15 protein-coding genes are annotated in these 22,005 nt (G+C 59.5%); 4 read left to right on the top strand and 11 right to left on the bottom strand.

What is annotated here, in order from left to right; genetic code table 11:
• Positions 1-9: 9 nt before the first annotated feature.
• Positions 10-672 carry a deoxynucleoside kinase gene (locus MJQ68_RS08240; RefSeq protein WP_238750558.1) on the top strand — a complete coding sequence of 221 codons (663 nt, stop codon included), beginning with the start codon at positions 10-12 and terminating at the stop codon, positions 670-672.
• Here MJQ68_RS08240 and MJQ68_RS08235 read toward each other — a convergent pair.
• The 4 genes from MJQ68_RS08235 to MJQ68_RS08220 form a co-directional block, all read right to left on the bottom strand.
• Positions 638-2,395, bottom strand: a complete 1,758-nt coding sequence (locus MJQ68_RS08235) for a 1-acyl-sn-glycerol-3-phosphate acyltransferase (protein WP_238750557.1) — start codon at positions 2,393-2,395, stop codon at positions 638-640. The genes MJQ68_RS08240 and MJQ68_RS08235 overlap by 35 nt on opposite strands.
• Before the next feature lie 57 nt (positions 2,396-2,452).
• Complete coding sequence (gene yihA, locus MJQ68_RS08230) at positions 2,453-3,076, bottom strand: ribosome biogenesis GTP-binding protein YihA/YsxC (RefSeq protein WP_238750556.1); 624 nt, start codon at positions 3,074-3,076, stop codon at positions 2,453-2,455.
• Positions 3,077-3,174: 98 nt separating this feature from the next.
• Positions 3,175-3,804 (bottom strand): translation initiation factor IF-3, encoded by a 630-nt coding sequence (gene infC / locus MJQ68_RS08225; protein WP_238750555.1) that lies wholly within the window; start codon positions 3,802-3,804, stop codon positions 3,175-3,177.
• Positions 3,805-3,923: 119 nt separating this feature from the next.
• A complete protein-coding gene (locus MJQ68_RS08220) occupies positions 3,924-6,488 on the bottom strand; it encodes an ATP-dependent Clp protease ATP-binding subunit (RefSeq protein ID WP_238750554.1) in 2,565 nt (854 codons plus the stop codon).
• A 285-nt stretch (positions 6,489-6,773) separates the two neighbouring features.
• Here MJQ68_RS08220 and MJQ68_RS08215 point away from each other — a divergent pair, with 285 nt between their 5' ends.
• Together MJQ68_RS08215 and smc are read left to right on the top strand one after the other, a co-directional pair.
• The gene (locus MJQ68_RS08215; protein ID WP_238750553.1) at positions 6,774-7,625 is read left to right on the top strand and encodes a LysM peptidoglycan-binding domain-containing protein; all 852 of its coding nucleotides are present in this window, start codon (positions 6,774-6,776) and stop codon (positions 7,623-7,625) included.
• Positions 7,626-7,697: 72 nt separating this feature from the next.
• Positions 7,698-11,255, top strand: coding sequence for a chromosome segregation protein SMC (smc, locus tag MJQ68_RS08210; protein ID WP_238750552.1), 3,558 nt, complete (start codon positions 7,698-7,700; stop codon positions 11,253-11,255).
• Here the strand turns inward: smc and MJQ68_RS08205 are convergent.
• The 4 genes from MJQ68_RS08205 to MJQ68_RS08190 are packed head-to-tail and all read right to left on the bottom strand — an operon-like array spanning position 11,223 to position 16,127.
• Positions 11,223-12,758, bottom strand: a complete 1,536-nt coding sequence (locus tag MJQ68_RS08205; RefSeq protein ID WP_238750551.1) for a hypothetical protein — start codon at positions 12,756-12,758, stop codon at positions 11,223-11,225. The genes smc and MJQ68_RS08205 overlap by 33 nt on opposite strands.
• A 30-nt stretch (positions 12,759-12,788) precedes the next feature.
• On the bottom strand, positions 12,789-14,006 hold the full coding sequence (locus MJQ68_RS08200) for a vWA domain-containing protein (protein WP_238750550.1): 1,218 nt from the start codon (positions 14,004-14,006) through the stop codon (positions 12,789-12,791).
• Positions 13,993-15,198: an AAA family ATPase gene (locus MJQ68_RS08195; RefSeq protein ID WP_238750549.1), complete on the bottom strand. Its 1,206-nt coding sequence runs from the start codon at positions 15,196-15,198 to the stop codon at positions 13,993-13,995. The genes MJQ68_RS08200 and MJQ68_RS08195 overlap by 14 nt, the downstream gene beginning before the upstream one ends.
• Positions 15,195-16,127, bottom strand: coding sequence for an NmrA family NAD(P)-binding protein (locus MJQ68_RS08190; protein ID WP_238750548.1), 933 nt, complete (start codon positions 16,125-16,127; stop codon positions 15,195-15,197). Before MJQ68_RS08190 ends, MJQ68_RS08195 begins: the two co-directional genes overlap by 4 nt.
• A 107-nt stretch (positions 16,128-16,234) precedes the next feature.
• On the opposite strand from MJQ68_RS08190, the gene MJQ68_RS08185 reads away from it, so the two are divergent.
• Complete coding sequence (locus tag MJQ68_RS08185) at positions 16,235-17,737, top strand: xylulokinase (protein ID WP_238750547.1); 1,503 nt, start codon at positions 16,235-16,237, stop codon at positions 17,735-17,737.
• 8 nt (positions 17,738-17,745) lie between these two features.
• Here MJQ68_RS08185 and MJQ68_RS08180 read toward each other — a convergent pair whose 3' ends face one another.
• Genes MJQ68_RS08180 through MJQ68_RS08170 form a run of 3 tightly spaced genes read right to left on the bottom strand, consistent with a single transcriptional unit; the run spans position 17,746 to position 21,270 of the window.
• Entirely contained in the window at positions 17,746-19,923 is a 2,178-nt protein-coding gene (locus MJQ68_RS08180; RefSeq protein ID WP_238750546.1) for a prolyl oligopeptidase family serine peptidase, read from the bottom strand.
• A gap of 9 nt (positions 19,924-19,932) precedes the next feature.
• The gene (locus tag MJQ68_RS08175; RefSeq protein WP_238750545.1) at positions 19,933-20,643 is read right to left on the bottom strand and encodes a DUF481 domain-containing protein; all 711 of its coding nucleotides are present in this window, start codon (positions 20,641-20,643) and stop codon (positions 19,933-19,935) included.
• A gap of 57 nt (positions 20,644-20,700) precedes the next feature.
• Entirely contained in the window at positions 20,701-21,270 is a 570-nt protein-coding gene (locus MJQ68_RS08170; RefSeq protein ID WP_238750544.1) for a DUF6580 family putative transport protein, read from the bottom strand.
• Positions 21,271-22,005: the final 735 nt, after the last annotated feature.

Below are 22,005 nucleotides of genomic sequence, written 5' to 3'. Positions count from 1 at the left end.
AAAGTACGTATGACACTACCACCCTATACCGTAATCGAAGGCAACATCGGTGCCGGCAAGACCACCCTGGCCGAGCGACTGGCTGCACAGTTCGGCCGTCGGCTGATCCTGGAGGAATTTGCGGATAATCCCTTCCTACCGCTATTCTATAAGGACCCGGCGCGTTACGCCTTTCCGGTCGAACTATTCTTCATGGCCGAACGGCACAAGCAGCTCGAAGCCGAGCTGGCGCACCGGGAGTTGTTTACCCAGGCCGGTACCGTGGCGGACTACGTATTTATCAAGACCCTGCTGTTTGCACGGAACAGCCTGTCGGACCAGGAATTTCGCCTATTCAACCGGCTGTTCTCCGTGATGGATGCCGGCTTCCGGGATCCCGACCTCATCGTCTACCTACACCGCCCGGTCGCTGCGCTGCAGGCTAATATTCGTCGGCGTGGCCGGTCGTTCGAAGCCGAGATCACGGATAAATACCTGGGGTCTATTCAGACCGCTTACTTTCAGTACTTCCGCTCGGTACCTCACTTGCCCGTTGTGGTAGTGGACGTAGGTGATACGGACTTCACGCAGCCAGCTGCCTATGCACAGCTGGTCGAGCTACTCACGACGAAGGAATACGCTGCGGGCATGCACACTATTACTCCTTTCGCTCATCTCCAATCATCTCTTTAGGCCAGCGTACCCTGGACTTGAGGTGATAGGTGGATAGGCGATTGTGGTAATAGTATAGCATGGAGAAGTTATCACTCACTAGTCTGCCCCGGGAGTCGTACTTGAGTGGTTTGTCGATATGGTAATTACCGATACTGTCGATCGCATGGGCTAGGATGCGGTCCGGTGCTTCCCGCAGTTCATTCGATACTTTGGCGTTTCCTTCTAGTTCCATGTCCAGCAGCCGGTCGCGGATTTGGGTCATGACTTTGATCAGGGCATCCGTGCGGAAGTAGAAGTCTTCCGCCGGAAGCCGTAGGATCGCGTAGAGGTCATCCTTTGGAAAGCTGCGCTCGAGCATCGCGTAGGCCGTGTAGCTCACCAGATGACTCGGTAGGACGATGCCATCGGCGTGGTAGCGTGCTACGATGCGGTTAGCGAGCAGGCGGGTGTACTCACTCTCCCGCTGCAAGTCCTTATTGACCTTGCCGTGCTGATCGCGGAAATACTCGCGCGTACTCACGTGGCGACCACTCATGGCATAGCTCTTGCCGTCACTGTCGACCCGATTGCCCACTACGTCCATCGGCTGGCCGAGCGAGATGGTGATCTCATTGCCCTTGCTGAATACTCCCCAGATAAATTTCAGGATGCTGCGCAGCGAATGAAAGCTATCCTTCGCCTTGATGTAGCGGTCCTGTCCTTCCCGGCGCAGGTGCTGCTCGATGAGGAATTGCGCCTCCAGTACGAAGGGGTAAGAGAGGATCACCGGGACGATGAAGACCTTATCGTCGCGCCCTTGCTGGTAGCGGGCACGCTGGGCTTCTACCGCGGTACCGAGTAGGCCCATCTTCAGTTTAGTTTCCAGCTCGCCGCTGCGCGAGCGGGTGCCGCCGGGGAAGAACAAGGATGGTACCCCGCGCTGAATGAGCAGTTTGCTCATCATCTTCAGGGTGGTCATGTAGAGCGGGTTTCGCTTGCGGCGGTCTACCCGGTAAGCCCCTAGCCGGTTCATAAAGTAGGCCGTGTAGCCGGTATTGTAAAGGTTCAGTCCCGCACCAAAGGACATCGCGGGCAGCCCAGCCACCTGATCCAGGGCGTAGCCGATGAGGATACTGTCCAGGTTACTGAAGTGTGTAGGTACCATCACTACCGTGCCCTGCTTACTCAGTTTGCGGACATGATCGACGTAGCCACGTACCAGTAGCTTCTCCTGAAGCAGTATCTTTTTAGAGAACAGACTGGTGAAGGTGCGTCCGCCGGCCGCGTTGAGCAGCCGACCGAAGAAGAAGGTCAGAAAGCGCCGGGCAAAGCGGAAGGTGGGTATTTTGAAGGTGCCTACGATCTCCTCGGCGTACCGACGCACGATGCGGTGGAGGATCGTTTTGGCAGCCTGGTCAGCCGTAGTGGGTTCATCCTCATCAAGGCTCTTAGTGGCCAGCATTTTAGCCAGCCGCTTCCAGTATGCTCGCTCCTGGGGGGGGTCTACCTTCCAAGGCTCGGTGCGGGTGCGTTCCTGCTCGCTGAAGATGGTTTTACTCAGGGCATCCGGAAGTCCATCTCCACACTCCTGTAGGATGCGCCGGCAACTGGAGGCTTCGAGGATGTTGACAAACTGTTCCCGGTCTTCACTCAGTTCATAGATAGCCCAGCCCTGTACGTCCGGTGCAGTGTGCGCATACCGTTTGCCCTCCCGTTCGAAGTCGGGGGGTGGTAGAGGGGTCTCAACTGGGTTTGCGCTCATAGAATCCTCAAGTTACCGGGAAATAGGCGAAGGCCACAAAGGTAGCTGCCGCAGCTACTACCCGGGCTGGCCGTAGAAAGGCCATGGTAAATCCAGCAGACTCGCCTCCATAAAGTCGACGATCTCATCCCGGCCGTCTTCATTGGTCGCGCTGGTCAAAAAACACGGGGGTAGCTCTTCCCAGGTTTTGAGTAGTTCCGTCTTGAAGGCCTCCACGCTGCCGCCATCCCGGCTCTTTTTCCGATCCGTTTTGGTAAAGGCCAGGACAAAGGGTACACCGTGCTCACCTAGCCAGTTGACGAATTCGAGGTCGATCAGCTGGGGGGGGACATTACTATCGATCAGTACGAAGGCAGTGACTAGTGTTTGTCGGTTCAGGAAGTACTTCTCCGTGCGGGATTCCCACTTGCCGCGGGTCTTCTTACTCTGTACGGCGTAGCCATAGCCGGGCAGGTCCGTCAGGTACCAGCTATGGTTGATGAGAAAGTAATTGATCAACTGCGTTTTACCGGGCTTGCCACTGGTGTGGGCGAGCTCCTTGCGACTGGCCAGCATGTTGATGAGACTGCTCTTGCCGACATTACTGCGGCCGATGAAGGCGAACTCGGGCCGTCCGTCCGTAGGAGCCTGTGCGACGCGGGCGTGGGAAGAGGCGAAGGAAGATGTTTTGATCTGGGCCATGGGATGGGTGGTCGGGAGCGTACTCCGGGATAGGTACTAGAAATACCAACGCCCACCCGAACGGTAGTCGGGTGGGCGTTGAAGTAGGATGCTGCGGACTATGCGTCCTTTTCGGCCTTGGGTTTGGCTTTCTTTTGCACCTTTTTGGGACTAATGATGACGTTCATCCGGCGACCTTCCATCTTCGGCATGGCCTCGGCGGCACCCAGGTCCTCGAGCTCTTTCATAAAGCGCAGCAGGAGTAGTTCACCCCGGTCCTTAAACACGATGGAGCGACCGCGGAAGTGCACATAAGCCTTCACTTTGGCACCGTCTTCAAGGAAGCCGCGCGCGTGGCGGACCTTGAACTCGAAATCGTGATCGTCCGTATTAGGACCGAAACGGACTTCCTTGATGACCGTCTTGACGGCCTTGCTGCGAATCTCCTTTTCCTTACGCTTCTTCTCGTAGAGAAACTTCTTGTAATCGGTGAGACGTACGACGGGCGGGTCTGCATTCGGACTGATCTCTACGAGATCTAGTCCTAAGTCCCGTCCCCAGCCTTTGAGTTCGCGAATATCGAAAACGCCGCTCTCGACCTTGCGACCGAGCTCTTCGCCGATCTGCTCCAGGTTGTCACCGACAAGGCGTACCTCGGGGACCCGGATCATGTCGTTGATGCGGAATTGGGGGGTGGGTTCTTCTCTGCGTACGTAACGATTGCGGCCGCCGCCTCTTCTCTTTGCCAATAGCTTGGTGTTAAATGATAGAATGGTAAGGAATATCGGTTAAATATGTTTGGTCACTCAGTTGGAGTTGTTCGGCCCGATACCTTACCACCGGGCCGAACTCCTACTGCGACGTAAAACTACTCTTCGGAAGTAACGGCTTCCTGCTGCGTGATCACCAGTCCGTCGCCGGCCTCGTTGAGTTTCGCCATCAGGTTGGAGCCGCCTTCGGGATTGTGATTCAGGATGAATTCCGCGAGGGGATCCTCAATGTACTTCTGGATCGCCCGGTGAAGCGGACGGGCACCGAACTGCGGATCGAAGCCTTTCTCGGCTACGAACTTCTTGGCGTCCTCGTCTAAAGCCAGGCTGAATTCCAGTCCGGTCAGTCGCTTGTACAGATCGCTCAGGGCAATGTCGATGATCTTGAAGATCTCGTCCTGACCCAGGCTATTGAAGATGACTACATCGTCGATCCGGTTAAGGAACTCGGGCGAGAAGGTCCGCTTCAGTGCGTTATTGATGACCGCCTTGGAGTTCTCTTCGGCGTTCTCGGTACGGGCTTTGGTAGCAAAACCTACGCCCTGACCGAAGTCCTTCAACTGGCGTACGCCGATGTTGGAGGTCATAATGATCATGGTGTTCTTGAAGTCCACCTTGCGTCCCATACCGTCGGTGAGCTGACCGTCGTCGAGCACCTGCAGCAGGATATTGTACACATCGGGGTGGGCCTTTTCGATCTCGTCGAGCAGAATCACGCTGTAGGGCTTACGCCGTACCTTCTCGGTGAGCTGTCCACCCTCTTCGTAGCCGACGTAGCCGGGAGGCGCGCCGATGAGCCGGCTGACGCTGAATTTCTCCATGTACTCCGACATGTCGATGCGGATCAGACTTTCTTCGCTGTCAAAGATGTACTTGGCCAGTGCCTTGGCGAGCTCCGTCTTACCAACCCCCGTGGGGCCCAGGAAGATGAATGTACCAATAGGTTTGCTGGGATCCTTCAGACCAACACGGTTGCGTTGAATAGCCTTGGTCACCTTAGTGATGGCGTTGTCCTGACCGATGATGACGGCTTGTAGGTCAGATTCCATGCCGACGAGCTTCTTGCTCTCGTTCTGAGCTACGCGACGTACCGGGATACCGGTCATCATACTGACCACTTCGGCAATGTCCTCTTCGCCGACCGGGTAGCGCTTGGTCTTGGACTCTTCCTCCCACTCCTTCTTGGCATCCTCGAGGGTGCGCTGGAGCTTGGATTCCTGGTCCCGTAGGTCAGCGGCACGTTCGTACTGCTGGTTCTTGACCGCAGCGTTCTTCTGCTCCTTGACCTCTTCGATCTTACCCTCCACCTCCTCGATGTGGGCGGGTACGGTGATGTTCTTCAGGTGGGTGCGGGCACCTACCTCGTCAAGCACGTCGATCGCCTTGTCGGGCAGGAAGCGATCGGTGATGTAGCGATCGCTCAGTTTTACACAGGCCTCAATGGAGTCGTCGGAGTAGTCCACATTGTGGAACTCCTCGTACTTCGACTTGATGTTGTGCAGGATGTGCACGGCCTCCTCGGCGCTCGGTGGATTAACCAGTACTTTCTGGAAGCGCCGGTCGAGGGCACCGTCCTTTTCAATGTGCTGACGGTACTCATCCAGGGTGGATGCGCCGATGCACTGCAGTTCGCCACGGGCCAGGGCTGGCTTGAAGATGTTACTGGCATCGAGTGAGCCGGTAGCACCACCGGCACCTACGATAGTATGGATCTCATCGATGAAGAGGATCACATCGCGGCTCTTTTCGAGCTCGGTCATGATGGCCTTCATCCGCTCTTCGAACTGTCCGCGGTACTTGGTGCCGGCGACCAGGGCGGCCAGGTCCAGCATCACGATACGCTTATCGAACAGCGTACGACTCACTTTGCGGTCGCGGATGCGCAGGGCCAGACCTTCTACGATGGCGGTCTTACCTACACCGGGCTCACCGATCAGGATCGGGTTATTCTTCTTGCGTCGGCTCAGGATCTGGGATACCCGCTCGATCTCGGTCTCGCGACCGATGATGGGGTCCAGCTTGTCCTCCTCGGCCAGGGCCGAGATGTCGCGTCCGAAATTATCCAGCACGGGGGTGCGGGACTTGGAGTTACCCTGACCCCGTCCGCCGCGCTGTCCGCCGCGTCCGCTGTCATCGTCCTCAAAGCTCTCTTCCCCGGCACCGGGGGCTTGGTTCATCGGGAGGGTATCGTCTTCGGTAAAATCTTTTTCGTCTTTCACGTAGTCGAGTTCTGCTTTATAAATTTCGTATTCCACTTCGAACTGCCGCAGGATCTTCGTGGCGGGCAGCTCTTTGTTGCGTAGAATAGACAGGATCAGGTGCTCGGGGCTGACCTGCGAAGTCTTCAGTGCTTTGGCTTCCAGGAAGGTGACCTTCAGGACGCGGTCGGCCTTATCGCTGAGCGGAAGGCGCGAAATGGAGTGGCTGCTGGCCTGACCGCCGTTGCGCTGGATATTTTCCCGAAGGGTATCGGCCAGCGCCTCGATGTCAACCGCCAGGTTGCGCAAAACGCGGGTAGCCAGGCTGGACCCCATGCTGAGTACACCAAGAAGCAGATGTTCGGGACCCACGTAGGTGTGACCCATTTTTTCGGCTTCCTGCTTACCCCGGGCCATGGCCTGTTTTATTTCAGGATTGAATTCCCGCTGTGGAGGATGTGGCATTAAATAGATATTGGAGTTTTCTTAAATAGGCGGGCGGCGCTTGCGATAGCTATCGGGAGATGCGGTGAATTGATCCGCTAGACCAGGCAGTGCCCTAAAGTTACTGCCTAGGGGGAAGAACTGTGCCAGGGTGGGGCGACTGTCAAAAAAGCCTGACAAATCGCCGAGTTACGCTAACAATATTCGGCCGTCCGGGGCACTTACATACTGGAAACAAGGTGACGCCCTTTTGGTTGGGCCACCCGACGTACCTTCGTCGTCGCACTGACCCCAACGTCTGCTACCGTGACACAGTACTTTTTCACCCTCCTACTTATTCTATTCCTGGCACCTGCGGCCTCGGCTACCGGTGATAGCCTGTACTTTCTGCTTCCCCGCGATACGGTGGTGCTACGGCATGACCCAGCATCCGGCCTGCTGCTGTTCGATCACTACCTGGCGCCGCGGCAGACACTCTACGGGGCAGCGCGTTTCTACGGCCTTACCCTGGACGAGGTGTACCGACTCAATCCGACCCTGCGCTCGGGCTATACGGCCGGCACCCGGGTCACCGTTGCCATCCCGCCCGTGGCGCTGCGCAGTAGCTTCACCCCTGACAGTGTGGCGTGGTTCGTACCCGTACGCTACCGCATGGCGCCCGGCGAAACGCTCTACGGCCTCACCCGCCGCACGCTGCGGCAACCGAACGATCAACTCATCCGGCAGCTGAATCCAGAGCTCGACCCCCAGCAGCTGAGTCCGGGACAGGTACTCAAGATCGGCTACTTACGGCTAGACGGGGTACCCCGCGATAGCCAACTCCGCGTGGAAGACCCCTTCATCATGCGCAACTACAGCCTGCGCGCGGAATGGGAGACGAGCGCGACCGGTAAGTCAGTCCACACGGCAAACGGGAAAGCCGCCTGGACCAGTAGTGGCGACAAGAACAAGTTCATGGTCCTCCACCGCACGGCTCCCCTGGGGAGTTTGGTGGAGATCGAGGATCCCCGCAGCCGTAAGACGCTCTACGCCCGGGTCGTAGGCCGCATCCCCGAACAGGCCTACGACCCGCGGGTGGTCGTGGTGGTCAGCCCCCTGCTGGTCAGGGCCTTCGGCGTGCGGGACAAGGAATTTTATGTGCGTACCCGACACCTGTAGCAGCACCGTTGATCTTACGCGGAGTCGCCCCTACATTGATCGAATCCGTCACTACGCGTACCTTGGCCCGCCATGCGCCTGAAGCAGCTCGACATCAAGGGATTCAAAAGCTTCGCGGGGCAGACCGTGGTGAACTTCGATGCCGATGTGATTGGCATCGTGGGCCCTAATGGATCGGGCAAAAGCAACATCGTGGACGCCATTCGCTGGGTACTGGGCGAGCAGAAAGGCAGTGAGCTGCGTCTGGATAAGATGACCTCCGTGATCTTTAACGGAACGAAGAAGAAGAAGGCCGGCAACCTCGCCTCGGTCTCCCTCACCTTCACCAATGATAAGGCCCTGCTGCCGACGGAGTACAACTTAGTGACCATCACCCGCATGCTCTACCGCAGCGGGGATAGCGAGTACCGACTTAACGGCGTAGCCTGCCGGCTCAAGGATATTCGTAACCTGTTCCTCGACACCGGCATCGGGTCCAACTCCTATGCGATCATCGCGCTGGGTATGGTGGACGATATCCTGGCGGACAAGGACAACAGCCGCCGCCGCATGTTCGAGCAGGCTGCCGGCGTGAGTAAGTACAAGAACCGCAAGAAAGAAACCCTCCGTAAGCTCAAGCACACGGAAGATGACCTGGACCGCATCGAGGACGTGCTGCACGAGATCGCCGGACAGCTCAGTAGTCTAGAAAAGCAGGCTAAACGGGCCCGGAAGTACCGCGATCTGAAGGGGCAGTACCGTGATCTGAGCTTGCTGTTGACCGGACTACGGGTGGAAAAACTCCGCATTGACCACAGCCGCGTCCAGCAGGAAACTACGGAGGCCGAAGATGCCTACCGCGCCGTGGACACCAAGATCGTAAGCCTGGATGCCGAACTGGAACGGGCCCGACAGCAGCACCTCGATAAGGAGAAGCTACTGGGCGAACGCCAACGCAAGCTCAATGCCCTCGTCGGCGAATTGCGCACGCTCGAAAGCGAAAAGCAACTGCTACAGCAACGTAAGACCTTTGTGGCCCGCCAGACTAAGCAGCTGGATGGTGAACTGTCCACCGCCGGCAGTCAGCTTACGGAGCACGGCGAGCAGATCGAGCGCATCAAGGAGCAGTTACAACAGGCTCACACTACCCAGCAGGAACGGCAGACTTCCCTGGACGAGGCCCGGACCAAGCTGGAAGAAGTACGGTCCGGACACGCGGGTGTCAAAACCCAGCTGGACAGTAGCTTGCGCCAGCAGCAGGACGAAGAGCGCCGCATCTTCGAGCTAGAGAAGCGTCGTGCCATCAACGGCAACCAGGTACAGAATTACCGCTTTCAAGTTGAGCGCAACACCGCCGACATGGCCGACCGCCGCGGTGAGCGTGAAAGCCTGGAAGCTAGCCTGCAGGAGTTAGGCACGAACGAAGCAGCGCGTCAGGATGCCATCGAGGCGCTCGAAGCCCAGGAGAGTACCCGCCGGGAAGCCGTTGCGGTCGCCGAAACAAATGTAGATCACCTGCAGACCGAGGTCGGCCGCATCAATCGCAACCTGGACGCCCGTCGCAACGAATACAAGCTCACCAAGAGCATGATTGATAGCCTGGAGGGCTTCCCGGAATCGATCCGCTACCTCAGTAAGCAGCGTTCGTGGATGAGCGACCCCCAGCTACTATCCGATCTGGTACTGGTGGAGCCCGGCTACCGGGCGGCCGTCGAGAACTACCTAGAGCCCTATCTCAACTACTACGTGGTAGCCACAGTAGATGAAGCCCTGGCCGCCATCCGACTGCTGAGCGATAAGCAGAAGGGAAAGGCAAACTTCTTCATCCTCGAAGCGGTGCCGCAAGCGGCCAGTTCCGTTGACCCCACAGCCTCCCCGCCCGGCACCCGCCCGGCTACTGAAGTAATCACGGTAGACGCGGTGTACCAACCGCTGATTGATCGCCTGCTGCAGGAGGTCTACGTCGCTACATCAGTCGAACTGCCGGACGCACCCAGCAACGGACAAACGATCCTGTCTACGGACGGCCGTTACATCCGCCGCCCCTTCGCCCTTACGGGCGGATCACTTGGACTCTTCGAGGGCAAGAAGATTGGTCGTAAGAAAAACCTGGAAGTGCTGCAGAAGGACATCCGCAGTGCAGAGGCCAGTGCAGCGACCATCGAACAGAATCTCACGGCCGAGCGACGCAGTTTGAAGGAATTGCGGGAGCAGCGGTTGGACCGCGACATCCAGGACCAGCAGCGTGCCCTCAGTAAGCTTCAGCAGCAGCGGGCCGGACTCCAGGCGCGGGTAGACGGCTTTACCCGCTTCGACACCGATACTACGGCTACGAATACGCGGCTCGCCGCCGAGATCGAAACCCTGCAACGTACCAACCAGGAAATCGAGGCCGAGCTCACTGCGCTCACCGACCGTATCGAGGCGTTGCGCGACGCCGTATCCGGTACCGACGAAACCTACCGCCGGCTCAGCGAATCGCTCAGCGCGGCCAGCGCTACGTACAACCAGGAGAACATCCAGTACATCCAGCAGCAGAACCAGGTACAGAATCTGGAGCGGGAACTGGCCTTTCGCCACAACCGCCGGGAGGAGGTAGCGCAGCAGGTCACCGCCAACCGCGAGCAACTCAAGGACCTCGCCCGGGAGGCCCGCCAGTTCGACGAGCAGGAGATCATGCTGCAGCGCAATCTGGAAAGCTTGTACGCCGATAAGGCCGCCTACCAGGCTACGCTCAATGATGCCGAACAAGCCTACTTCGCTGCCCGCACTACGATCAATGGCTACGAGGATCAGCTGCGTCGCGAAAATCGGCAGCGGCAGGATGCCCAGATCCGCGTCAACCAACTTCGGGAAAAGCTCACCGACGTACGCTTCCGCATCAATGCGGTGGAGGAGCGCCTGCGCATCGAATTCGACCTGACGCTAGACCAGCTCGCTGAGATCGAGATCGAAGAATGGACCGGTACCGTACCCGATCTCGAACTCAAGGTGGATCGACTCCGTAGCCGGATCGGTAACTACGGCGAGGTGAACCCCCTGGCGGTGGAGGCTTACGACGAGATGAAGGAGCGCCACGAGACCATCAGCGCCCAGCGCGACGATATCCTTGCCGCCAAGGACACCCTCATCAAGACCATCCAGGAGATCGAAGACACCGCTACGGTGCAGTTCCTCGATGCCTTCGACCGGGTGCGGCTGTACTTCATCGATGTGTTCCGGAGTCTGTTCACCGAAGACGACAACTGTGACCTGATCCTGCTGGACCCCGAGAATCCGCTGGAGTCCGGTATAGAGATCGTCGCTAAGCCCAAGGGTAAGCGGCCGCAGACCATCAATCAGCTATCGGGGGGTGAAAAGACCCTGACGGCTACAGCCCTGCTCTTTGCTCTTTATTTACTCAAGCCGGCCCCCTTCTGCATCTTCGACGAGGTGGATGCCCCGCTGGACGATGCCAACATCGCCAAGTTCAACCGGATCGTTAAGAAGTTTAGCCGCGACAGCCAGTTCATCATCGTCACCCACAACAAGCTTACGATGGAGGCGGTAGACACCATTTACGGCGTGTACACCACCGAGCAGGGAGGCTCCGGCGTACTGCCGGTACAGTTTACCGAGCTAGCCGGCAGCACCGCTTTTACCGCTGCTTAGTAGGACTTCCCGGATGCTGCTGATATCCCCTAGGTACTTCTCCAGAAAGGGAAGCCAGGCGGTTACCTTTTCCCGTAGCTCCGCATCCTGCGTCCCCGCACTAATGGCGGTGTAGTACCGCCGGGCACGGTCCCGTAAGACTTGCGTATGCCCCACTCGGCGCAGCGCGTTGAGCACCACGAAGCGGTAGCGGGATCCGATACTGATGGCCATGATGGCGTCGAGCATCTGCTCCGGCTCGCGTAACTCCGGTGTCGGACGGCTACCCAGGATATTGAGTATTTCTACGTACACCTTATCGTAGCGGGAGGCCAGCAGCTCGCGCATCCGCTGCTCGATAGGGTAGGGCAGGGGTGGGTTATCCGTAGCGTCCTCCCGGTAGGCCTTGAGCTGAAGGACTGCATTGCGCTGCAGGCGGGGTACGGGAGAAATCAGGGAATCGCTCACTACTGCCATCACTTGCTGGTAGCTAGATCGGCGGACCAATTCGCGCCAGCCGGACTCGAGCTGCTGCGGCCAGTTCACGGGGGGCAGGTCGGTATAGGTAGCTGCGCTGACCTTCTCGTTCATGGCCGCTAGGTCGATATGGAGTGGTCCCTCGACGGATAGGGCGGCCTGTAGTAAGTCATTCAGCACATAGTAGTCTTGCTCCCGCTCGAACTGCTTAATGATCTGACCAGCAATGAAGTCGGTAGGGTAACCGAAGTCATAAAGAACAGTACATACTGCCTCGACCTCACCACCATGCTCCGTCAGAATAGCCAGAAGATGCGGTAGCACGGCATCCCGATCAAAGCGGGTAAGGCCGCGGATATACTGTGTAAGTTGCTCGTCACCGAAGGTGGCCCGCTGGTAGATCGTCTGCAGCCGTTCCCGCGTCGCGTCGTCGCTGTAGTGCTCGAGGCCCCGCAGCAGGTTAGCCGTATATGGATGGCGTCCCTCCCGTTCCAACTCGCTCAACAAATAGGTGCGTGCTCGCTCGGTGCGGAAGTTGCCGATCGTTTCGTACACCAGTTCCGAGGTCCGGGTAAATTCCAGGGGCAGCAGGTTGAGCAAATAATCGAACAGCTGCGGTTCGAGCCCCTGTAGCTGCTGCCGATCATCTAAGCGGGCTAGTTTGCGCAGCACCTTATCTACCCGGCGCTGTCGGAAGGCAAATACCTGGATCCATTGGGCGTGGGTGGCCCAGTAGGTCGCGTAGTCCGTCACCGGCTCGCTAGGCGCGGCATGTTCGCTGTAGTGTGCCACGAGTGGTGCTAGCTCCTCCACCGGGGCAGTGGCGAACAGATTGGCTTCGATTCGGTACGTCAGCGTCTCCGATAGCCGTAAAAAATACGTCCGCGCATCCCGCCAGCTGGCCCCGTAGGTGAGTTTATAGACCGTCTCCGGCAGGCCCTCTAAGGGAAGCTGTATGGCGGTCACCCGTCCGCTTTCAGTCAGCTCGATACCGAAGGCGGCCGGACCGAATGGAGTAGGAAGCGTCAGGGAGAACGGTGGGGGCATAGCAGCACTAACAACGTCGTACACTCGATATTAGATGAGCACCACACGGTCCTTTCCGAAGGGCGGGTCCGGGGGCAGCTGGGGTGTCTCGTCCGCCACGGTGAATATGCCAAACACGATGGGTACAGCGTAGCCCGTCGTGGGGTAGTCCATCACCCCATCCGTCAGTACCAGCACCACATCCGGGCGCGGCCGCAGGTGCAAAGCAGCGGAAATACCGGCGCTCATATCGGTGCCGCTGCCCCCCGGCAAGTGCGTGAGCTGGTAGGCATGCTCGGCAGCCAACAGGCGTACGGGTTCGTACGCCTGGATGTCGCAGGGAATGATCGTTACGGGGTAGTCGAACTGCCGGATCACGGCCGCGACCTCACCGAGGGCGCGTTGCAGTTCCGCCGCCTGCATGGATCCCGAGGTATCCACCACGATGGCGATGCGGGCGGTGCGATCACCGGTCAGGCTAGGCGGTAGGATCGGAAAGTAGACCGACTGCCGGCGACTGGGGCGGGCGTAGCTGTAATCAGTCCGGCTACCTACGCCGCGCTGGATGGCTACACTCATGCGGTGGCCGAGGCGCTGCCGCCAGTTGGTGCGGCTGCCGAGCACCTCGGCGGCCCAGTCGCGCCAGCCGCCCGGTATACCACTGCCTTCGGCGTCCCGCGTACGGCGGGCTACTTCCCTACGCAGGATCTCTTCATCTAGCGGACTCAATTCCTGCCGGTCCCCGGCCTCCCAGGGGCGGGCTTGCCCGTGAACGCCGCTGCCCTCGTCGATGGTGAATTCGTAGGTCTGACCGCCGGCATCCATCGCGGCCAGGTAGGTTTCGGCCAGGAGTCCGCGCCCGAAGCCGAACTGCTCGGGTAGCATACCGGGGTAGGCCGTCGGCATGTGGAGTCCGGCCCAGTCGCTATCGTTGATCTCGAAGTCGCAGGCGATGTTCCAGCGGCGGGCGTCGCGGCCACCCGCCCGCTCGGCGTGCTGGCGCAGTCGGTGACTGGTCTCGTGGACCCACAGAAAGGCCAGCTCGCTCAGCGCCCGCCGCCGGTCGTTGTTGAACCAGATGTTGCGGACGACCTCCGGATTCCAGTAAACATTGTAGTGCAGATCGATGGCCGCTACGTCTACCCTAGGCGTGACAATGATCCGGCTCCTAAACAGGGCCGGCGCAAACCAGGGCAGCACCTCGGCCGCATACGCCCGGGCGAAGCGAATGTGCTCCACCAGCTCCGCATAGTCATCAACTGAGGACATCGACGAACTCGCTGAAGGCCGGATCACTGAATACTTCCGTCACCTGGGTAAGCAGTGCGCTGCCCTGTCCGTTGCCCTGCACCTGCGACCGCGCCGCCAGTTTGTTGAGCCAGCCGGCGCGCGCCAGTTCCTTGAGGGGGACGAAGATGATGTCGCGCCGCCCGTCCTGGAACACCTGCTGCGTGAGCGCCAGGTAAATGCTCGAATAGGACATCAGTTCGGGGGTGTCGAGTGCGCGGAGCACGTAGGCGTTGAGACTGAAGAAGACGACGTACAGCTCGGCGTCGTCCAAGCCGGTAATATCAACTTCCGTACGGCCTTCGAGTACGGCGCGCGGATCGGGTAGGCGTAGGTTGGTCAGGTACTCCAGTAGGGGGATGGCGGTGGCTTCCCCTAGGCAGCCGGTAAGAAGCTGTAAGATCACGGTCTGCTGCCGGCCATCTCCTGCAGACAGCGAATAGCCCAGCAGGTCGCAGGCGCAAAGCAGCGCGGCGGCAAAATCCCAGCTGCGGGGGCTGGCAAAGCCGTAGGGATTGTCTTCCGGACTACTATGCAGGCTATTGGGCCGCAGGCGCAGGAAGGCGCCGATCTTGAGCTTCCAATCAGGTAGGCACTGGGCGTGCTCTTCCCGATCTACGCTGGGCAAACTACCGGCTTCCCAGCCCTGGGTCAGGGAGCGAATGTAGAGGGCTTCGGGAATATCCCACTGTAGGTGCACGAAGCGGTTGCGCAGGGGAGGGGATAGCTCCCAGCCTCCTACCATAAGATCGGGAGGGTTGGCCGCAGCGACAATGCGTACCGTATCCGGCAGGGGGTGAAAGCCTACCCGGCGTTCGAAGACTACCCGCAGCAGGGCCGACTGTACCGACGGCGGGGCCGTACTCAGTTCATCCAGAAACAAAATGCCCGCCGGGTAGCCGCTGAACTCGCCGACCCACTCGGGTACGGCGTACCGCACTTCGCCCTTGTCCAGCACCGGCAAACCGCTGAAGTCCGTAGGGTCGTGAATGGAGGCAATGAGCGTGGTCACCCGGAGTGCCTCATCAGCCAGCCCTTCGATAAAACTCGACTTCCCCACTCCGGGGCGACCCCACAGCAGTACGGGAATACCGATGGGCCCCTGCGGCGAGGGCGTGGCCAGGGCGATGAGGAGCGCTTCGGCGCCGACGGGAAGGTGGGAAGACTGAATCACGGGGTCACTTCGGCGGGGGTTAGCTGCTCGGTACGGCTGCGGCGCAGCACTTCGATCACTGAAGTCCACGTCATATCCGGGTACCGCTCGTTCGCCAGATCGTGCAATTTAGCCCGTCCGCTGAGCATGTTGCGCATGTACTGCATCCCCTGCCAGGCGGGGTAGGTTGACTTTCGGCCGGGAGCGAAGATGCGTGTGAGGTCGATCAGCGTGGTCAGTGCGGTGAGGTTACCGGCCCACTGCAGCTTATACTCCTCTCCGAAGGCTTGGGTAGCGGCTGCCTGTAGCTCGCGCGGACTGAGCGTATCACCAGCGATACGCAGGTAGCGCGGGGTGTGGGGGTCCAGGGCGGCACGGGCGGTGAAGGCCGCCGTATCGGCGATGGTCGTGAAATCGAGCGGCTGGTCGGCATCCCCCCAGTAGACGACCCGGCGAAATTTTTGGACCACTAGCGGGGCCTCCCCCGTTAGGAGATTGGCAAACATGCCGTTTAGGATAGAGGTGGACCGGATTGGGGCCACGTTGAGCATGCCATTGAATTCCTTGCGCAGGTCGAGATTTCGGTTAGTCCCCCGTGGTAGGGTAGTATAGTCGATCGAGAAATCGGAGGGAATGAAGCGCGGCACGCCAGCGTCGACCGCTGCTTCCAGTAGGTTGGTCTGGGCGGTGATGATCACTTCGCGTAGGCCGGATAGCGCGGACACTACGCAGCTTCCCCCGCGGCACCCTTCGGTGAGGGAGCTCATGTCCCCGAAGTCGACCGATCGTATCTCAGCCCCGGCACTGACCAGCGCCGCCGTACGCGCTGGATCGGTGCCTTCGCGCACGATCGCCCGTACACTGGCCCCCTGTGCGAGTAGGGCGAGGGCGATACGCTGACCGAGGTCGCCGGTGGCACCAGCAACGATAACGGGGGAGGGAAGGGACATAGAGAAGCTTTGGTAGGGTAACCGGTGGCGGCGGTGCGGATGTTCTGTTAGTAAAGCAGGCGATTACCGTACATTGGCTAATTCTAACCCCCTCAAACCCCTCTACCTTGGCTACCTACAGCATCGGCTACGACATCGGCTCATCCTCCGTAAAGGCCGCCCTGGTGGACACCGACACCGGCCGCACCGTAGCCCGCGTCCAGGCCCCACAGGAGGAGATGACGATGCAGGCCCCCCAGCCGGCTTGGGCCGAGCAGGACCCTGAACTCTGGTACCGCTACGTGGTAGACTGCACCCAGCAACTCCTGACGCGGCCGCAGGTGCACAGCGAAGACATCAAAGCGATAGGCATTGGCTACCAGATGCACGGTCTGGTACTGGTGGATGCGGAGCATGAGGTGGTACGTCCGGCCATCATCTGGTGCGACGGCAGGGCCGTAGAGATCGGCGCCGCAGCATTTACCGGTATCGGTGCAGACCGCTGCCTGAGCCACTGCCTGAACAGCCCCGGCAACTTCACCGCCGCCAAGCTGAAGTGGGTAGCCGAAAATGAGCAGTCAAACTATCAGCGTAGCGCGTACGCCATGCTACCCGGCGACTACATCGCGCTACGCCTCACGGGCCAGCCCACCACCACCATTACGGGACTCAGCGAGGGAGTACTCTGGGACTTCAAGCACAACAAACTAGCCAGCCTGGTCCTGGATGAGCTGGAGCTGGATGCAACTAAGCTTTGCACCCGCGTCCCCGCCGTGGGCGTACAGGGGAAAGTGAACGAAAAGGGAGCCGGAGAGACGGGGCTTGCCGTCGGAACGATCGTGGGTTACCGCGCCGGTGATCAGCCGAACAATGCCATGAGTCTGAACGTCATTCATCCCGGGGAGGTAGCGGCTACGGCGGGCACCAGCGGGGTGGTGTACGGCGTGACTGACCGGCTGGCTTACGACCCGGATCAGCGGGTGAACAGCTTCGCTCACGTCAACCACGGTAGCGAGCAGACCCGCATCGGTATTCTGCTGTGCATTAATGGTACGGGCATCGCCCACCGCTGGATCCGCCAGCAGGTCTGCGGCGAGAACACTACTTACGGAGAAATGGAAGAGATGGCTGCGACCATCCCCACCGGAAGCGAAGGACTCCATTTCCTACCCTTCGGCAATGGACCGGAACGCATGCTACAGAACCAGGACATCGGCGCGCAACTCCTCGGGCTGGACTTCAACCGCCATACCCGCGCCCACCTGGTGCGTGCGGGCATCGAGGGGGTGGCCTTCTCCTTCGTGTACGGCATGCGGGTGATGAAGGAGCTGGGTGTGGACCTGAGCACCATCCGCGTAGGCAACGACAATATGTTTCAGAGCAGCGTATTTGCGCAGACTGTGGCTACTCTAACCGGGGCCCGCATCGAAGTGCACAACACCAATGGAGCAGTGGGCGCGGCCCTGGCTGCCGGGGTTGCCGCCGGTCTGTCCCCCGACCTAGCCTCCGCGGTGGGCCGACAGGAAGTGCTAACTACTATCGTGCCCAGCGAGGACCAGCGGTCTGCGCTCGAGGACGCCTACCAGACCTGGAGGACCAGTCTGGACGTAGCCCTAGCCGCAACTAAATAATTCACCTTCTAGCCCTTCACTCCATACTGGACGGGGGTACCAGTATTGTAAAAAAAGAAGCTCCACATATCGGCCTGCTCCTCGATCGTCTTGGAGATCGGCTTACCGGCCCCGTGACCGGCGTCGGTGGCGATGCGGATGAGCACGGGCTTCTCACCGGCCTGACTGGCCTGCAGTTTAGCAGCGTACTTGAAGCTGTGGGCGGGCACTACGCGATCGTCGTGGTCTGCTGTGGTGATCATGGTAGCGGGGTACTGGGTGCCCGGTTCCAGATTGTGCAGCGGACTGTACTTGCGCAGTACCGGAAACATCGTAGAATCCTCGCTGCTGCCATACTCGGGGATCCACCCCTTACCTACTGTGAATTTGTGATAGCGTAGCATGTCCATCACGCCTACGGCCGGGAAGGCTACGGCGAATAGCTCGGGTCGCTGCGTCATGGCCGCTCCTACTAGTAGTCCGCCATTAGAGCCGCCGGCGATAGCCAGTTTTTCCTTGCTGGTGTAGCCCTGCTCGATCAGGTACTCGCCGGCCGCGATGAAGTCGTCGAATACATTCTGCTTGTTCTCCAGCATGCCGGCCTTGTGCCAGGCCTCGCCGTACTCGCCGCCGCCCCGCAGATTAGCCATAGCGAACACCCCACCGTTCTCCAGCAGGGGAAGGCGCATGACGCTGAAGCTGGGCGACAGGCTGATATTGAACCCCCCGTAGCCGTACAGGTAGGTTGGATTCATACCGTCTAGTTCCAGGCCCTTTTTGTGCACCAGGAACATGGTCACCTCGGTGCCGTCCTTGCTGGTGTAGGTCACCTGCTTCTCCTCGTAGTCGGTAGGGTCGAACTTTAGCTCGGGTTGGAAGAAGGGCTCGCTCTCGTTCATATCGACGTCGTATGCGAAAATGGTGGGCGGGTAGATGAAACTCGTGTAGACGTAGAACAGCTGCTTCTCGTCCTCCTTACCACTGAATCCCCCCGCGGAACCTACGCCGGGTAGCTCGATGGTGGTCTTATTATCGCCGTTGTAGTCCATACGGTAGTAGCGGTCCGTGGCCTGCTCCAGGTAGTTGGCGAACAGGTAGCCGCCGCCGGTATTGACGCCCTGCAGCAGGTTTTCGGCCTCGGGGATCACTTCGGTCCAGTTGCTCTTGCCGGGCTTGTCCAGGTTGATCTTTACCAGGTGGTAGTTGGGTGCGCCGATGTCGGTGTGTACCCAGAATTCACGACCGGCGGTGTGGATGACCTGACTCTTGTTCTTGGTATCATCGAACAGGGCAATGGGCTCGATCTTGCTGGGAAGGGTGCCGCTACCGTCCAGGGGAAGGTAGTAGGTCGCAAAGCCGTCCGTACCCGGTGCGGCGTACATGATGAAGTAGTCCTCGTCTTCGGTCGTACCACCGTAATGGTAGTAGTTCGGATTGGCACGGTCTTCGTAGACCAGGCGATCGGCAGACTGCGGCTCTCCCAGTTTGTGAAAGTAGACGGAGTGCTGGGTGTTGTTGCCCTTAAGCTCGTCACCTGCGGCGGGCGCGGGGTAACGGCTGTAAAAGAAGCCGTCGCCGTACCAGCCTGCTCCGCTGAACTTGACCCACTCCAGTTCGTCGTCCATATCCGTATTGGTGGCGATGTCGCGGATGTAGATCTTGGTCCAATCGCTGCCCGCGTCGCTGCGGCTATAGGCCATGTAGCGGTTGTCCTTATCGGCGCCGAGCAGGTTGATGCTGGTGGTACCCTCTTCATTGATGGCGTTGGGGTCGATGAAGACCATTTCCTCGCCGTCCATACCCTCCTTATAGTAGATCACGGATTGGTTCTGCAGTCCGTCGTTCTTGGAGTAGAAGTAGTACTTACCTACCTTATAGGGACTCGATAGTCGGGGGTAGTTGACTAGCTCGGTGAGCCGCTCCTCGATGTCTTTGCGAAACGGGATCTGCTCCAGGTAGCCGAAGGTGGTCTTGTTCTCTTCCTGCACCCAGGCCTTGGTTTCGGCACTGTTGTCGTCCTCCAGCCAGCGGTATTCATCGGCTACGGTGGTGCCGAAATAGTCGTCTTCCGTACCATCGGTACGGGTCTCGGGGTAGGTCACCGGCAGGTTCGGGTAGTCGGTACTGCGCATAGTTGTCGGATTGGTTTCGCGGGCACAAGCCACTAGCAGCGTACAAAGCAGGAGGGGAAGGAATAGTTTATCCATGGTTCAAAGTTAGAACGTGTAGCGTAGACCGTTGGTCCACTGATAGCTGGTGGCGGGTACGTCCTCTAGTCCCTGCACCAGCAGCTCATCGTGGGTGATACTGTACTTGGTGTTGAAGGCCAGCCGATCCGTTAGGCCTAGTGTCAGGGCCGTGATGCTCGATAGCCGCGGCAGACGAAAGTCCGGGATCACTGGTTGGTAGTAGGTGGTATTGGTCAGCGCCAGGTTCTTCAGCGGGAACACCGAGAAGCTCACGTACGCACTGAGGCGGTGATCGCGGTAAGTGATGGTACCCTCCGCGACCTGGTCATACTCATACATGTAGAGCAGGCCGACGTAGATGCGGTCATCCTGCTTGGCCAGTAACTTTAGCCGTGGGCCGGTGCCGATCAGGGTACGCAGTCCCAGCCGCAGCTGCTCGTTGTACTGCACCTGGGTAAAGGCCTCCCACCGCCATTTGTCGCTCAGGTAGCGGGCGTAGCGCAGGTGGGCGAATCCGGCGTTAAGGGCATTGGCACCACTTACCTGCACCAGGCGGTAGTCGGCGAGACCGAGCAGGGCCTGTCGCTTGCCCTTGCGGTCTACGCGCAGGTTGCCGTTCAGGCTCAGCACGGTATTTTGGTTGCGCGTCAGGTTACCCCCCAGGTCCAACTGCCCGTACCACCCCAGGGTGTCGAAGCCCCTACGTTGGTCCTCGATATTCACGATTTGGGCGCGCACGCAGGTGCAGGGAAGGAGCCCCGCCAGCAGCATACAATACATCCACTTCCACATCGGCTACCGCTCCTGATATTCGGGTACGAGAGTAGGGGAGGGAGCCAAGTAACGGGCACCCCCGAAGAGTAGTCCGGCAAAGAGTACGTTACCCGCCAGGCTGTTCAGCAGGAAGGGTAATCCGGCCGCGTAGGCGGCCAGCAGACCGGCGCCCGACTGTGGGTACAGCGGCGAGGCGAGCCAAACTCCGAAGTTGGTGATAAAGAAGAAAAGCAGGGTAGTACCTACGGTCACCCCACCCAGGCGGAGCCAGCTGAAGGTGCGGCCGCGCAGTAGACCGAAACTCAGGGCGATAGTGAGCGCGAAGCCTAGATATACCCAGCCATTGAAGCCCCAGTAGAAGCCGCTGTAGTACTCAGCATACACAAGATTATTCAGTGCCAAGTCACTCAGGTAGAGCGCGGCAAAGGGCACCACCCAGGCCATCCACTTACGGGCAAAGGCAGCTGCTCCGAACAGTGCCATTGCGCCTACCGGACCGAAATTGGGCCAGTGGGGCAGCAGGCGGCTGGCGGCGGCCAGTACGACGAGCAGTAGAACGGCGATAAGGTAGGGGGGGCGTGAATTAGGCATAGATGGTTACGGTTGCGCGGCAGCGGGTGCAAAGATAGCCCTTATCGATGGTCCGCCTGCTGGCACCGCGGCTGCAAGCCACGAGCCGGTGGTGGTTCCCGGCATCCCTGCCGGGCTGGGGTACGTTAATCGTCTGTACCTAGTCTGACGAGCGCTCTTAAGATTGAGTAGCCTGCACCGCGGCTGGAAGCCACGAGCCGGTAGTGGTTCCCGGCATCCCTGCCGGGGTGGGATGTGGGCGGGTTTGTTTTTGGTGTGGCGCGCGCACCCCTATGTTCGACCCGTTTGCACCGCGACTGGAAGCCACGAACCGGTGGTGGTTCCCGGCATCCCTGCCGGGGTGGGGGTTATAAACGACTGTACCTAGTCTGACGAGCGCTCTTAAGATTAAACAGCCTGCACCGCGGCTGGAAGCCACGAGCCGGTAGTGGTTCCCGGCATCCCTGCCGGGGTGGGATGTGGGCGGGTTTGTTTTTGGTGTGGCGCGCACCTCAATGCTCGATCCGCTGGCACCGCGGCTAGAAGCCACGAACCGGTGGTGGTTCCCGGCATCCCTGCTGGGGTGGGAGTTATAATCGTCTGTACCTAGGCTGACGAGCGCTCTTAAGATTCAACAGCCTGCACCGCGGCTGGAAGCCACGAACCGGTAGTGGTTCCCGGCATCCCTGCCGGGCTGGGATGTGGGCGGGTTTGTTTTTGGTGTGGCGCGGACCTCTATGCTCGACCAGCCTGCAC

Origin of the sequence: Neolewinella maritima, assembly GCF_923081025.1 — a bacterium.
GTDB classification, from domain to species: Bacteria; Bacteroidota; Bacteroidia; order Chitinophagales; family Saprospiraceae; genus Neolewinella; species Neolewinella maritima.
The sequence above is the reverse complement of the archived record's forward strand: the minus strand, read 5'-3'. Positions and strand labels throughout refer to the sequence as shown.

Excerpts from the sequence above, each read along its gene's own strand:
- MJQ68_RS08240 (WP_238750558.1), top strand. The coding sequence starts at position 10 with ATGACACTACCACCCTATACCGTAATCGAAGGCAACATCGGTGCCGGC.
- MJQ68_RS08235 (WP_238750557.1), bottom strand. The coding sequence starts at position 2,395 with ATGAGCGCAAACCCAGTTGAGACCCCTCTACCACCCCCCGACTTCGAA.
- yihA (WP_238750556.1), bottom strand. The coding sequence starts at position 3,076 with ATGGCCCAGATCAAAACATCTTCCTTCGCCTCTTCCCACGCCCGCGTC.
- MJQ68_RS08220 (WP_238750554.1), bottom strand. The coding sequence starts at position 6,488 with ATGCCACATCCTCCACAGCGGGAATTCAATCCTGAAATAAAACAGGCC.
- smc (WP_238750552.1), top strand. The coding sequence starts at position 7,698 with ATGCGCCTGAAGCAGCTCGACATCAAGGGATTCAAAAGCTTCGCGGGG.
- MJQ68_RS08205 (WP_238750551.1), bottom strand. The coding sequence starts at position 12,758 with ATGCCCCCACCGTTCTCCCTGACGCTTCCTACTCCATTCGGTCCGGCC.
- MJQ68_RS08200 (WP_238750550.1), bottom strand. The coding sequence starts at position 14,006 with ATGTCCTCAGTTGATGACTATGCGGAGCTGGTGGAGCACATTCGCTTC.
- MJQ68_RS08190 (WP_238750548.1), bottom strand. The coding sequence starts at position 16,127 with ATGTCCCTTCCCTCCCCCGTTATCGTTGCTGGTGCCACCGGCGACCTC.
- MJQ68_RS08180 (WP_238750546.1), bottom strand. The coding sequence starts at position 19,923 with ATGGATAAACTATTCCTTCCCCTCCTGCTTTGTACGCTGCTAGTGGCT.
- MJQ68_RS08170 (WP_238750544.1), bottom strand. The coding sequence starts at position 21,270 with ATGCCTAATTCACGCCCCCCCTACCTTATCGCCGTTCTACTGCTCGTC.